Raw genomic sequence first — 13,465 nt, 5'->3', positions numbered from 1 at the left:
GCGTCAGCGAACGAGTATGCCATTCAAGAAGAGCTTGACAGCCTGTTGCAAGTGGCGCTCGTTCTCTTTGGCGCTGCGGTAGATAGCGAAGTCAGCGAACCGGCCGGGCATCGCCTCGACCATCGCCAGGAAATGCTCTGCGGCCAACTCGATGTCATCGACCTTGATGGCGCCTTTGGCTTCGTGGCGGCGTAGCAGCTCGGTCAGCATGCGCTGACGACCCGACCACATCATCGACTCGGAGGTGACCGAGAACTCCGGGAAGCGGCCGATCTCGTTCATCGCAATCCGCTTGAGCCGCACCGCTTGTGGATCGACCGCCCGCTTCAGTGACACCCGGCCGACGGCGAACAGCGCCGTCTGCAGGTCCTCCTCCTCCAAAATCGTCGACGACCCGTCGTCTTCGAAACGCGATAGCGCCCAAGGGATCACGTCGACGAAGACCGATCGTTTGTCCGGGTAGCGGGCATACAGCGAGCGTTTGGTGATCCCGGCGGCCGTTGCGATGGCTTCCATCGTGGCACCGTCGTAGCCGTGCTCGACGAACGTCGCAACCGCGGCCTTGCGCACGGCAAGGTCGAGCTTCTTCGCTTCGGCCTGTGTCGGCCGGCCACGTCGGGTCGTCACGGACCCGCCGGTCGATCGAGGTCCACGTCATCATCGGCCATCCAATGCACCAGGCGCTGCAGCGGATACATCGCATCGTGCGGACTGCCGAGCGCGTGGGCGTTGGCGGTCCCCAGGCGGCACAGGCGTTGGGCGCCGGCGGCTGCCATCCGGTCGCGCAATAGCGCCTTGCGCTCATACGGGTACACGCCGACGGTTTGGGTCGCCACGTTGACGTACTTGACCGCGTCCTCGAGGGAGTCGACCATCACGACGTTGGAGGTCTTGTTGGACGGGTGGAAGTTGACCGGCTCCTCAGACAGGATCACCAATCCCTTACCGTCGAAGGTGCCCCAGGATTTGAGTTCGCCCATGGCCGACATGATTTCGACTTCGTCGCGAACCTCGGCCGGCAGCGGCATCGCTTTGGCCGACGCGTAGGTGCGGTCAACGCCAAGGCGTTGCACAAGCTTCGCGCAGAACGCCTCCAGTTGGGCGCGGTCGCCTTCGGCGAACACGAATCGGCTTGCCAGACAGGCTTCCTGGTTGAACACCGTGGTATCCAGGGCCAACTTCTCGGCGACTTCGTCCATGGTTTGTTCCGATACGAACGCCTCGCGCCCGATCATGGAGATGGAGGACTTCGGGTCGAATGACACCAGTTGGATGCCCGGTCCGAGGTAGCGGATGACATTGTTGATCGCTGGACCGCCGCCCCAGGCGACGATCTTGTCGAAATACTGCGGCCGGTAGAGCGTGCGCTCGATGGCTTCATCGCCGCCCTGCCAGTACACCGCCGTCATCGACTGCACCAGCGGGTGCGCCGGATCGATGTCGGCCATGGTGCGCAGCACCGCGACCGTGGTGAATGGGTCGCTCGAGGGCATCTTGAACAGGTTGACTGCCTTGATGATTGCACCCTGAGCTATCGACGCCACGCAACCGGCCGGGGCGTTACCGGCGAGCATGTGCACGATCCGCGGTGGGAAGGCGCGGATGGCCAGCTTGCTACCGAACAGGTCGGTTTTCTGGACCCAGCCGTCGAGCGCGTCGCGGTTGGCGAAGTTGGACTCCACCATGCTCTCCAACAGTGGGCGACTCAGGTAAAGCGGTGCTTCGCGGTAGAGGTTCTCCACCACGCGGCGCGGCAACGGGTTGGTGGCGGCGATGCGCTCGAGACATTCCTGCAGATAGGGATTGCAGTCCAGGTGCAGGCGTTCGCCGACCTCGACGAGGAAGTCGATGATCTCGTCGAGCTTGGTGTCCAGAAGCGGCGGCAGCTGTGAACGCGGTGTCACGATGGCATCCAGATCCATGGCCGGCGTGGTGAAATCCGCACCCAGATCGCGTGACCGGTGTCGAACCTGATCCCCTTCGACCAGGTGCCCCCGGATGAAGTGCGGCGCCGAAAAGGTCTGTTCAGCAGCAGAACTCATGACACACCCCGCACGTAGGCGTCGATGCTTCCGGCGCAGCTGATCTTGTCGCCGTCGGGAAGGTCGGCGAAGCGCAGAATGTCCCGCGCCACCGTCGGCCCCTGGTGCCCGCAGGCGCATTTGCCGAAGCTGATGCCGACCTTGTCGCCGCTGATGATTCCGCCCCAGCGGCCCTCGATCGAGAGGTCCATGAATGCGGCGCGGGCTTCGATCTCACCGCTTCCGGCGTCGAGAAGTTGTTCTCCGCTGACATCGAGCGGTAGCGCGATCACCCACGGCGAGACGTGGTAGCGGCCCGCTTCACAGAGCGGGAACGTGGAGTTGATCTCCCGCATGCTGTAGATGTGCGCCATCCGTTCCTCGGTGACGTTGAACGTCTCCAGGATGTACTCGCGGTAATTCTCAGGTAGCACAGCACCTTTGAGGCCGCCGGCGACGAACATGGAGTTGCCCGCAGCAAAATCGTTGCCGCTGAATCCTTTTGCCCGTACACCCTCGGCGATCGGATGGAGCTGACCGAACATCCCGCTGACCATGATCGGGCGGTTGCGGGCCTCGATCAGCGCGTTGATCGTGTCGTCGGAGGCCGCAGTCATCTCCGCGCCGCGCTCGGCGGCGATCTTCTCGAATTCGGCGATCTCCGACGGTTTGGCTGTGCCGTCGGAGATCTTGCGGCGCAACACGATCATCTCGACCATGCCGCCGACAGTGATGGGCGCCGAACCGAACTGGTACGCCGGCACGTCCGGGGCGATGGCGGCGATCAGCGCGTCCTTGATCGCGTTCTCCCGTGGCGCGGCGAACTGCGGGCCGACGCCGAAGAACTTGCGCTCCGGATCGGGCTTGAGGCCCAGTGCCCAAACGATGGCCGCGGCATTGGCTTTGGCGGAGAAGTCGATATCGCCTTCGGTTCCGCTGAGGATGGCCGGCTTGCCGGTGGTACCGCTCGAGCAAGACAGGTAGTGCCCGATGCTCTGCACTCGGTCGATCCAGCCGTCCAAACTCGACACTCCCGCATAGCTGATGTCCTCCACCGGTCGGGTCGACACGGTGTTGAGCCAGCGGCCCATCCGCGCCCAGTCCTCGCCGGTGAGCCAACCTTCCGAATAGCTCTTGTACGTGGTGTGAGCGAAAAGCAACGGCACCAGATCAGCAGGTGTGGTGATCGCGCTGATGCCTCCGGATTCGATCCGGTTGCGCAGCAGTCCAATCGAACTCGCCTGGCTTTCCAGCCGTTCACCCGCCGCGGCAATCTGATCAGCCAACAGGTCGCCGGGCGCGATGTCGTAGCAGTCCGTCGCCCCGTTGAGCGCCATCAGCCGCTCGATCGCTGAACTCATTTGCTCCTCCTCGGTGGGCGCGGGTCAACTGTCGGGCCCGCCACAATAAGTAAACGTATACGTATACTTATATACCGTTCGGCTACCGAAGTCCCGTGGATCCGGTGGTGAACAGGCTCGCCGCCACGGTTTCTCGTAGACCGTCGGTGCTGGCACCGGCGGTACTCAGCGCTTCGGGGATGCAGGCTTCGGCTGCCGCAAGTCCATCGGCGCCGACCGCGATGGGTTGGGCAGCAGTGAGCAGCACACGCGTGGAAGGCAAGCCAGCCGCGATGCCGTGTCGGACGTGGCTTGTCGTGGTGTACTAACCGACGGCTCGAAGCCCACGCTTCACCCTGCACCCGAGGAACGGTCATGACGACATCTACCGATAGCCGGCCTGAGGCAAGCGATACACCAGAGCCCGAAGCGCCGGTACGGCGACGGGTGCGCGGCCGGTTCAGCATCCAATCGAAGCTCATCGCGATGCTCTTGGCCGCCAGCATCATCTCGGCCGGGATTATCGGGCTCATCGGGTACCAATCTGGACGAACGTCTTTGCGCAACGCAGCCTTCGACCGGCTGACCCAGATTCGCGAGACGCAGTCGCGACAGTTGACGGCCCAAATCGCCGACTTGAAGAAGGCGCTGCTGGTCTACACCAGCGGACCAGCGATGTCCGATGCGCTGCAGACCTTCACCCTCGCATTCAACGAATTGAATGCCGTCCCGGTCGATCCCGACCAGCAACGGGCGCTCGTCAACTACTACACCGACAACCTGATCACGCCGATTGAACGAACTACCGGAGCCAAACTCAATCTCGACGTGCTCTTACCGACCTCGAATGCGGCGAAGTACCTCCAAGCCCGTTACACGGTCGCAGCCGCACAACCGCCCGGGTCGCCCCCTCCATCTCCAGACACCAGCGCCTGGGCCGCCGCAGCCGCTCGCTACGACAGCTTCTTCCACCAGATCGTGGGTCTGTTCGGTTATGGCGATGCGTTGATTCTCGACACCGCCGGCAACGTCGTGTATTCGGCGAACAAGGGGGCGGACCTGGGAACCAACGTCCTGAACGGGCCTTACGAACAAAGCAACCTCCGCCATGTCTACGACAAGGCGATCGTTGGCGACCAAGTCGGGTACGTCGCCGTCACCGACTTTCAGCCATATCACCCGGCCGGGGACCGGCCGGTCGCGTGGATGGCAGCCCCGGTGGTGGCAGGCAACCACACGCTGGGAGTGCTGGCACTACAGTTCCCGATCACCGGGCTGAACAAACTGATGACCCTGGACCGCCGCTGGGAAGACAACGGGCTCGGAGCCACCGGCGAGACCTACCTGGCGGGGCCCGACGGTCTCATGCGGTCAGATTCTCGGCTGTTTCTGGAGAACCCGGAGTTGTACCAAAAGAAAGCCATCGCCGCCGGGACCCCAGCCACTGTTGTTCAGAAGGCAATCCGCCTCGGCGGTACAACGCTGGTGCAGCCGGTCGGCAGCGACGTGACCCACGCGGCGCAGCGTGGCCAGTCAGGGGTGCAGGTCGCCACCGACTACCTCGGGAACGAAACACTGCAGGCCTACGCACCTGTGCAGATAGGCTCGGATGTGACGTGGTCGGTCGTGGCCAAGATCGACACCGCCGAGGCGTTCGCGCCTGAACGGGTCTTCACCAGGACCTTGGGGTTGGCCGTGACGGTGATCGTGATCCTCGACTGCCTCGCCGCGATGGCGCTGGCTCAGTTGTTCGTCCGGCCTATCCGCAACCTTGAGGCCGGAGCCCTGAAAGTCAGCCGAGGCGACTACGACGCGGCCATACCGGTACGCGGCAGAGACGAGTTCGCTGACCTGACGAGAACCTTCAATGACATGAGCCGCCAGCTGGGCATCAAGGACGACCTGCTGCGCCGCCAGCGCGAAGAGAACGCGCAGTTGCTGCGGTCACTGATGCCCGAATCGATCGCCGAGCGTTACCGCCGGGGCGAGGACACCAGTCAGGATCACCAGGACGTCGCAGTGATCTTCGCCGACATCGATGGATTGGACACGCTGTCCGACGAGCTGCCGCCCGACGAATTCATGACCGTTGTCAACGAATTGGTACGCCAGTTCAACGACGCCGCCGAGCGGGGCGGCGTCGAACAAGTCAGAATCCTGCGCAACGGGTACACGGCCAGCTGCGGGCTGAACGTCCCACGACTGGACAACATCGACCGTACAGTCGCGTTCGCCATCGAAATGCAACGCATCGTCGACCGCTTCAACACCGAGAACGACTACCACCTGCGTTTTCGGGCCGGAATCGACACCGGCACCGTCACCAGTGGTCTGGTGGGCGGCACCAGCATGATCTACGACATGTGGGGCAGCGCAGTCGATTTGGCCTACCAAGTCCAGGCTGGTGGCCCCCAACCAGGTATCTACATCACTGGGCGAGTCTACGAAGCCGTACGCGACACCCATCGCTTCACACCCGCCGGTCATCTGGCCGTCGGCGACACGCAGGTGCCGATCTGGCAACTGTCGGGGCGCGGCGGTAAGCCATGAGCCCGACGGGTTACACCTGGTTCTCCTGGGTGGCAGCCATCGCCATTGGGCTGCCCGCCACACTGATAGCGCTGACCGAATTGCACCGGGCGCTGGTACGTCGACAAAGCCCGCTGGCCAAACCCGTGATGCTGCTACGCACCTATCTGCTGCCGCTGGCGGCTGTGCTGCTGGTCATGGTCAAGGTCGCCGTCGTCCCGGCCGACGACGTACCCCTGCGGATCGTGGCAACCGCGCTGGTTTTCGTGGCCCTATTGCTGGTGCTGTCCGGCCTGAGCAACACCGTATTCGCGGCTGCCCCGGAAGGGACGTGGCGAAACCGCGTACCGCGGATCTTCATCGACGTGGCGCGACTGATGTTGATCGCCGTGGGGTTGGCGGTGATCAGCCGCTACATCTGGGGAGCCAACATCAAAGGAGTGTTCACCGCAGTCGGGGTGAGCTCCGTGGTCATCGGCCTCTTGCTTCAACAGTCCGTCGGCCAGATCATGTCCGGACTGTTCATGTTGTTCGAGCAGCCGTTCCGGATGGGCGACTGGCTGGACACCACGGCAGCCCGGGGCCGCGTAGTAGAGGTGAACTGGCGCGCAGTCCACATCGAAACCAGCACGGGCCTGCAAGTCACCCCGAACTCGGTGCTGGCCGGCACGTCCTTCACCAATCTGAGCCGCCTGCCCGGCACCCATACGACGTCGGTCACCACGACCTTCGCTGCATCGGACTCACCTGATCAGGTGTGCGCAACCCTCGTCCGGGCGGCCACTGCGCTGCCGCAACGTAAACCCGACGTCGAACCCACTGCCGTGGCCATCGGCGCCAACCAGTACCGCACCACCATCGGGCTGAAATCCCCCGCCGACGACAATGCGGCCCAGGCTGTGTTCCTCCGATGGATCTGGTACGCGGCCCGCCGCGAGAAACTGCACCTCGACGGCGCAGGCGACGAATACTCCACCCCCAAACGCCTCGAACAGGCGCTACGCGCCGTCGCAGCCCCCGCGCTCCGGCTGAGCCACCCCGATCAACGCTCGCTGATGTCCTACTCACGCCTTCTCCGATACAGCACCGGCGAAATCGTCCAGGCACCCGGCGAGGTCCCCGCCACCATCGGGTTGGTGGTCTCAGGTCGGGTGCGGTTGACGGTGCCCGCCGATGACGGGTCCCCCATTGTGGTGCGTACCCTCGACGAGGGCGCCATCCTCGGGGTGGCGGCCTTTACCCACCAGTCCAACCTCGCCACCGCGCACGCACTTGACGAAGTCACGCTGCTGCAGATCGAGCACGATCAAATCCAGTCGCTGCTGACCGAAAGACCTCTGCTGTCACGCGAATTCGGCCGCCTCATCGACGAACGCCGCGCCGAGATTCAGGAGGCCGTCAAGTCGGGCCCGCAACCCGACGCCGTCGACCGCCCGACGCCACGGCCGGTGATGAGCCCGGGCTTACGCGATTAGGCACGGCGCCTCAGCACGTCACGTCGCGAAAAGCCGCGACGAGGGATGACAGGACCTCGACTGCGTCATCGCGATCGAAAGAGAACGACGCCGGGAACCGGACATCGGTGACCCCGGCCGCGACGAGCGCTGGTATCTCAGCTGCCGTTGCCGCGAGGTCCATAGATCCATCGCGACCGTTGACGACGCGCGCGATGCCCTGAACTTGCAGATCGGTAGGGTCGCCGCCGAACGCGAGCACTTTGTCTTTCATCACTGCGACCGAGCTGGCGATGTCAGCGTATGCCGGGCCCCACGGAATCCAGCCACTGCCGAAGCGGGCAATCCTGCGCGCAACGGCATTGTTCACCGTGCCGCTGATCCACACCGGCACACCTCCGGGCTGCACCGGCTTGGGCATCTGGTGAATGCCGTCAAACGTCAACTCCGGGGACTGATAGGACGCCCGCTGCTGTGTCCATAACGTCTGGCACACCTCGAGCGTGTGGTCGAGCAGGCGTCCGCGGTCCTCGAACGACAGTCCGACGGCTTCGTATTCTTCACGCTGCCAACCGACTCCGACCCCCAAGTCCACCCGTCCTACCGACAACACATCCAAGGTGGCCAGTTGCTTGGCCAGGACCGCGGGGCGCCGCAACGCGGCCAGCAGTACCGCGGTACCCAGCCGGATGCGGGTCGTCGTGGCGGCGATCGCCGTCAGCACCGTCAGTGGTTCGAGCCAGCTTCCGTCCGGCCCCGTCGGCTGCCGCCCGCCCGTCTGGCCTCCGATCGACGGATCGCCGTAGGCATCCAAGTTCTCACCGAACACGACATGGTCAGACACCACGAGGCGGTCCACCCCGGCCGCATCCATCGCCCGGGCCATCTCGAGCATCGCCCGCCAGTCGTGGGAAGGCCCATCGGTGTATGTCCCCAAATACAGTGTGAGTTCGGGCGCCCTGGCCGCACTGCGCTCCATGTCCTACCGACTCAGCACTCTGACCGCGGCCATCACGGTTCCCAGATGGACCTCGGCGATCGTGCCGGTGGGTTGCTTACGGGTCGACAAGCACATATCAGTCAGACTCCTCGTTGGCGATCATCACCAGCAACCTAACGGAATCACGTACCGAAGCGCTCACTTGTCGGCGGTTTCAACGGGCACGCGCTACACCGTTGCTCTGCTGCCGCGCTTCGGACGATTGGGCCGAAGTGAGTTAATGACGCTTGAACTGCGGCTTCAGAAGTCCCAGTCCTCGTCTTCGGTGTTGACGGCCTTGCCGATCACGTAGGACGAACCCGAACCCGAGAAGAAGTCGTGGTTCTCGTCGGCATTAGGTGACAGTGCCGAAAGGATCGCCGGGTTCACGTCGGTCTCGTCGCGCGGGAACAGCGCCTCGTAACCGAGGTTCATCAGCGCCTTGTTTGCGTTGTACCGCAAGAACTTCTTGACGTCCTCGGTCAGCCCAACCTGGTCGTACAGGTCCTGGGTGTACTCCACCTCGTTGTCGTAGAGCTCGAACAACAGCTCATAGGTGTAGTCCTTGAGCTCTTGCCGCTTGGCTTCATCCACAGCGGCCAGGCCGCGCTGGTACTTGTAGCCGATGTAGTAGCCGTGCACTGCCTCGTCGCGAATGATCAACCGGATCATGTCAGCGGTGTTGGTCAGCTTGGCCCGCGAAGACCAGTACATCGGCAGGTAGAAGCCCGAGTAGAACAGGAAGCTCTCCAGCAGGGTCGAAGCCACCTTGCGCTTGAGTGGCTCGTCACCCCGGTAGTACTTCATCACGATCTCGGCCTTGCGCTGCAAGTTCGGATTCTCCTCCGACCAGCGGAACGCCTCGTCGATCTCCACCGTCGAGCACAGCGTCGAGAAGATGTTGCTGTAGCTCTTGGCGTGCACCGACTCCATGAACGCGATGTTGGTGTAGACGGCCTGCTCGTGCGGGGTGAGCGCATCGGGGATCAAGCTCACCGCACCGACCGTGCCCTGGATGGTGTCCAGCAGGGTCAGTCCGGTGAAAACCCGCATGGTGAGCTGCTTTTCGCCGGCGGTCAGGGTGCCCCACGACGGGATGTCATTGGACACCGGAACCTTCTCCGGCAACCAGAAATTACCGGTCAGGCGGTCCCAGACCTCGGCGTCCTTCTCGTCTTGAACGCGGTTCCAGTTGATCGCCGAGGCCCGGTCAATGAGCTTCATACCTTCAGACACCGTGACCTCGTTTCAGCTGGAAGTGTGTTTGCCGAACCGGCACCATCGACACTACCCCTGGGACCACTGTGCGGATGCGCACACCACATGTCGTGTCGCGCCGGTCAGCGGATGAATTCGTACTCGGTCGCCCGGAACTTGCGGGTGGCCAACCAGTACTGCCAGGTCATGCCGCTCCATAGAGTGCGGTTGACGCCGTGTTCGTCGGTGTACCAGCTCTTGCAGCCGCCGGTGCTCCACACCGTTCCGGCAAGGTCGCGCTGGAGTTCGGCGTTGTACTCGTCCTGCACCCGCCGGCTCGGGGCGAGCGCGGCTGCACCCGCCTTGTCAGCTGCGGCGATTGCCTGGGCCACGTAGCGGATTTGCGACTCGATCATGAAGACCACCGAGTTGTGCCCAAGTGCGGTGTTCGGTCCCAGTAGGAAGAACAGGTTCGGCATGCCGGCGACCGCGATCCCACGATGGGCGGCCATGCCCTCGCGGTTCCACCGGTCGACCAGGTCTTCTCCGGCTTGACCCTTGATGTCGATGTAGGTGTAGGAATCGGTGACGTGAAATCCGGTGCACCAGACCACCACATCGACCGGATGCTCGACGCCGTCGCGGGTGACGATCCCGTTCGCGGTCATCCGCTCGATGCCCTCGGTGACCACCTGCGTCTTGGGGTTGGCAATCCCGCTGTAGTAGGTGTCCGAGTTCAGGATTCGCTTGCAGCCGGCCACGTAATTCGGGGTCAGTTTGCGACGCAGCTCGGGGTCTTTGATGCTGCGGTTGATATTCCATTTGCCCAGCAGCTCACCGATTTTGAGCAGCCGCGGCTCCTTGGTCATCGCGAATCCGACGCCCTCGTGAATCCAGTAGATGCCGGCCCGCATCAGTGCGCGGGCGCCCGGCACGGTGCTGAAGATATTGCGCAGCCAATCGGGAAATGCGTTGTTGGGCCGCGGCATAACCCACGCCGGGGTCCGTTGGTACAGGTCCAACCCAGCGACCTGGTCGACGATCGCGGGCACGATCTGGATGGCGCTGGCGCCGGTCCCGATCACCGCGACGCGCTTGCCGGTGAGGTCGATGCTGTGGTCCCACTGCGCGGAATGGAATGTGGCACCGGCAAATTCGTCGCTACCCGGGACAGCCGGGATGGACGGAATGTGCAGGCCGCCGGCGCCGGACACCACGAACTGTGCGATGTACTCCCGGCCCTCGGTGTCGAAGACGTGCCAGCGCCGCTCCTGCTCATCCCAATGCGCGCGGTCGACCTTGGTGTTGAACTGGATGTTGCGACGCAGCCCGTGCTTTTCCGTCACGCCTAACAGGTAGTCCTGGATTTCCGGCTGAAAGGACCACATGTAAGCCCAGTCGGCCTTTGGTTCGAAGGAGAACGAGTACATGTGCGACGGGATGTCGCAGGCACACCCCGGGTAGGTGTTGTCCCGCCAGGTACCGCCGATCTCGTCGGCCTTTTCCAGGATCAGGAAATCGGTGTCTGCGAAGCCCTGCTTTTTCAAGGCGATGCCCATACCCAGGCCTGAGAAGCCCGTCCCGATGATCAGAGCGCGGGTGACGATGGGATGGCTGTGAACCTCAACGTCGCGAGACTGCTCGGAGACCGTCATGAATCAGCCCTTTCCCGGGAACGGCGGTACCGGATACTTTTACAGTCTCGACGCAGCGCAGCCCAGGTGTCAACGCCCCAGGTCACACTAGGTGAATAAGGAAGGCTCAGGTAGCTCACGCCAACTGATCGGCGGAGTTCTGCCGCCGAACCGCGTTGTGCACCGGAAGCTCGGGATCGAAGGCGACGCCCAGCAACTCAGCGGTGCCGTTGATGGCGCCCATCATGATGGTGGTCATATGCGAGACGAACTCCTCGCGGGGTAGCCGGCGCGGGCTGTCTTCGTTGCCGCCCAGCCACCAGTCGGTCGCCGAGGCGGCCGCGCCGAACAGTGTGAAGGCCGCCAGCTCGAAGACGGCGGAATCGAGTTCCATGTCCTTGAGTTCGCCGCTGACCATGGCGGCGATGGCCAGGGTGATGTCGCGGCCCCGGTTGACCGTGGTCATCGCTGCGGCGGACTGATCAGCGAAGCGACCCTGCAGCAGGAAGCGCACCACGTTCGGATGCTGGTCGACCAAGTCCACATAGTGGTCGACCGCCCGGCCGATGACGTCTCCGGTCGAATCACTCTCAATGTCGATCGACGGAATTATGGCCGCCCACAACATGTCCCGCATCCGCTCGCCGATCTGAGCGAACATGTCGGACTTGTCGGTGAAGTGCCGATAGATCTTCGGCTTCGCGGTACCCGCCTCTTCGGCGATCTCCCGCACGCTCACGTTGGGACCGAGGCGGTCTATGGCCCGGAAAGCAGCGTCGACGATCTCTTCGCGGACCTTCTTGCGGTGTTCTCGCCACCGCTCACTGCGCGCGTCGACCTTCTGAGTGGAGGCGTTGTCGGTCGAGACCGTCACCTGGACGGTGACCGAGGGGACTTTCACGCTCGGCACGCCAGGGACCTTCACCCCGGCCTGGATGCCGGAACGTGGAAGTGATGGCCTGCGCACCAGGCCACTCTACCGGGCCAGCCAGTTCTGACCTGCCCATACCAATGGTGTGCCGCACCACGTTCGGAACAGGCGACTGCGGCGCACCGACAACCAACAGGACGGGGACAGGCTGCGCGCGTACGATCGGCCGCGAAAGCGCCCCGCTCACAGGGAATTGACTACATGGTTAAGCAATATGACCTCGTCATCTGCGGCGGCGGCCCGTCTGGGTCCGCGGCCGCATGGCAGGCCGCGCAGACCGGCGCCAGCGTCATCGTTCTCGACAAGGCGGTGTTCCCTCGCGATAAACCGTGCGGAGACGGGCTCACCGCACGCGGTGTCAGCTACCTGCAGAAAATGGGCCTGTCAGAACAGGTGGCCAGTTTCCATCGGGTCAACCGGGTGACGGTGTTCAGCCCGCGGGAGTGGGAGCTGTCGTTTCCGCGCCGGCCCGGGATGCCCGACCATGGCTGCACCGTCAGCCGCACCCGGCTGGACACCTTGCTGCTGGACCATGCCGGCGTGGCCGGTGCCGAGATTCGCCAGGGCGCCGAGGTAGCCGGGCCCGAACTGGACAGGACGGGCCGCGTCACCGGCGTTGTCCTCAAGAGCGGCGAAAAGGTTCATGGCGACGCGGTGATCGCCGCCGATGGCGCCTACTCCCCCATCAAACGAGCCCTCAAGATCGACTCGGAGTGTAACGGCTACTCGGCCATCGCTATTCGCGCCGAAATGCCGGCCAACCGGGCCGACTCGGACAGCCTGGACATCTATCTGAAGTTGCTGTTCCAGGGCGACCAATTGCCCGGGTACGGCTGGGTGTTCCCAATGGGCAACGGCACCTTCAACATTGGATTGGGTTACGTCAACAGCTACAAGAACTGGCAGTCGATCAACGCGACTCAGTTCCTCGGCGAATTCCTGCAGTCCCTGCCCTCCGAATGGGAACTGCCGTCGATCGATGAGCTCAAGAAGAACAAGAGTGTGCGCGCCTGGCGATTGCCCATGGGGTTCACGGCCTGGCCGCCGTGGCGTCCCGGAGTGCTGTTTGTCGGCGACTCACTGGGTGCCGGCAAGCCCGTGTCCGGTGCCGGCATCTCCAAGGCGCTCGAATCCGGTTTGACCGCAGGCGAATGCGCCATCGCGGCGCTGGCCAACGACGGGCCCGACGATTTCTCGAATTACGCGCAGCGCATGCAGGCCGCGTGGGGCCGGGAGTACCGCCGCGGCCGCTTCTTCAACAAGCTCGCGGGGATTCCCGCAATTGCCGGCGCCGGCCTGAAAGCGTTGGACAACCACACGTTCCGCGACATGCTGCTGAAGTCGTTGTACAAGAAGGCCCAGAGCCCCAGCCATACCTGA

General features: G+C 63.6%; 10 protein-coding genes and 2 pseudogenes. 3 read left to right on the top strand and 9 right to left on the bottom strand.

Annotation, left to right across the window (positions count from 1 at the left end):
- Window positions 1-3: 3 nt before the first annotated feature.
- The 4 genes and pseudogenes from M2432_RS02505 to M2432_RS02490 all read right to left on the bottom strand — a co-directional run.
- Window positions 4-627: a TetR/AcrR family transcriptional regulator gene (locus M2432_RS02505; protein WP_280825147.1), complete on the bottom strand. Its 624-nt coding sequence runs from the start codon at window positions 625-627 to the stop codon at window positions 4-6.
- Window positions 624-2,042 carry an acyl-CoA reductase gene (locus tag M2432_RS02500; RefSeq protein ID WP_280825146.1) on the bottom strand — a complete coding sequence of 473 codons (1,419 nt, stop codon included), beginning with the start codon at window positions 2,040-2,042 and terminating at the stop codon, window positions 624-626. The genes M2432_RS02505 and M2432_RS02500 overlap by 4 nt, the downstream gene beginning before the upstream one ends.
- Window positions 2,039-3,382 (bottom strand): hypothetical protein, encoded by a 1,344-nt coding sequence (locus M2432_RS02495; RefSeq protein ID WP_280825145.1) that lies wholly within the window; start codon window positions 3,380-3,382, stop codon window positions 2,039-2,041. The genes M2432_RS02500 and M2432_RS02495 overlap by 4 nt, the downstream gene beginning before the upstream one ends.
- A gap of 82 nt (window positions 3,383-3,464) precedes the next feature.
- Window positions 3,465-3,641, bottom strand: a pseudogene (locus M2432_RS02490) (CbbQ/NirQ/NorQ C-terminal domain-containing protein); the annotation flags it as partial.
- A 95-nt stretch (window positions 3,642-3,736) separates the two neighbouring features.
- Between M2432_RS02490 and M2432_RS02485 the strand changes: the two are divergent.
- Window positions 3,737-5,911, top strand: coding sequence for an adenylate/guanylate cyclase domain-containing protein (locus M2432_RS02485; RefSeq protein WP_280825144.1), 2,175 nt, complete (start codon window positions 3,737-3,739; stop codon window positions 5,909-5,911).
- Window positions 5,908-7,365, top strand: a complete 1,458-nt coding sequence (locus M2432_RS02480) for a mechanosensitive ion channel family protein (protein WP_280825143.1) — start codon at window positions 5,908-5,910, stop codon at window positions 7,363-7,365. The genes M2432_RS02485 and M2432_RS02480 overlap by 4 nt, the downstream gene beginning before the upstream one ends.
- A 10-nt stretch (window positions 7,366-7,375) precedes the next feature.
- Here the strand turns inward: M2432_RS02480 and M2432_RS02475 are convergent, their stop codons facing one another.
- The 5 genes and pseudogenes from M2432_RS02475 to M2432_RS02460 form a co-directional block, all read right to left on the bottom strand.
- Window positions 7,376-8,323: a TIGR03619 family F420-dependent LLM class oxidoreductase gene (locus tag M2432_RS02475; protein ID WP_280825142.1), complete on the bottom strand. Its 948-nt coding sequence runs from the start codon at window positions 8,321-8,323 to the stop codon at window positions 7,376-7,378.
- 15 nt (window positions 8,324-8,338) lie between these two features.
- Window positions 8,339-8,419, bottom strand: a pseudogene (locus tag M2432_RS27945) (molybdenum-binding protein); the annotation flags it as partial.
- 165 nt (window positions 8,420-8,584) lie between these two features.
- The gene (gene nrdF, locus M2432_RS02470) at window positions 8,585-9,559 is read right to left on the bottom strand and encodes a class 1b ribonucleoside-diphosphate reductase subunit beta (protein WP_280825141.1); all 975 of its coding nucleotides are present in this window, start codon (window positions 9,557-9,559) and stop codon (window positions 8,585-8,587) included.
- A gap of 104 nt (window positions 9,560-9,663) precedes the next feature.
- On the bottom strand, window positions 9,664-11,175 hold the full coding sequence (locus M2432_RS02465) for an NAD(P)/FAD-dependent oxidoreductase (protein WP_280825140.1): 1,512 nt from the start codon (window positions 11,173-11,175) through the stop codon (window positions 9,664-9,666).
- Window positions 11,176-11,290: 115 nt separating this feature from the next.
- Window positions 11,291-12,028, bottom strand: coding sequence for a TetR/AcrR family transcriptional regulator (locus M2432_RS02460; protein ID WP_280825298.1), 738 nt, complete (start codon window positions 12,026-12,028; stop codon window positions 11,291-11,293).
- A 258-nt stretch (window positions 12,029-12,286) separates the two neighbouring features.
- Here M2432_RS02460 and M2432_RS02455 point away from each other — a divergent pair, with 258 nt between their 5' ends.
- Window positions 12,287-13,465 (top strand): geranylgeranyl reductase family protein, encoded by a 1,179-nt coding sequence (locus tag M2432_RS02455; RefSeq protein ID WP_280825139.1) that lies wholly within the window; start codon window positions 12,287-12,289, stop codon window positions 13,463-13,465.

Origin of the sequence: Mycobacterium sp. OTB74 (assembly GCF_029892685.1) — a bacterium.
Taxonomy (GTDB): domain Bacteria; phylum Actinomycetota; class Actinomycetes; order Mycobacteriales; family Mycobacteriaceae; genus Mycobacterium.
This window is presented reverse-complemented; position numbering and strand designations above follow the sequence as displayed.

Bases quoted from the DNA above. Each gene is read 5' to 3' on its own strand.
- M2432_RS02500 (WP_280825146.1), bottom strand. From the start codon at position 2,042: ATGAGTTCTGCTGCTGAACAGACCTTTTCGGCGCCGCACTTCATCCGG.
- M2432_RS02495 (WP_280825145.1), bottom strand. From the start codon at position 3,382: ATGAGTTCAGCGATCGAGCGGCTGATGGCGCTCAACGGGGCGACGGAC.
- M2432_RS02485 (WP_280825144.1), top strand. From the start codon at position 3,737: ATGACGACATCTACCGATAGCCGGCCTGAGGCAAGCGATACACCAGAG.
- M2432_RS02480 (WP_280825143.1), top strand. From the start codon at position 5,908: ATGAGCCCGACGGGTTACACCTGGTTCTCCTGGGTGGCAGCCATCGCC.
- M2432_RS02475 (WP_280825142.1), bottom strand. From the start codon at position 8,323: ATGGAGCGCAGTGCGGCCAGGGCGCCCGAACTCACACTGTATTTGGGG.
- M2432_RS02465 (WP_280825140.1), bottom strand. From the start codon at position 11,175: ATGACGGTCTCCGAGCAGTCTCGCGACGTTGAGGTTCACAGCCATCCC.
- M2432_RS02455 (WP_280825139.1), top strand. From the start codon at position 12,287: ATGGTTAAGCAATATGACCTCGTCATCTGCGGCGGCGGCCCGTCTGGG.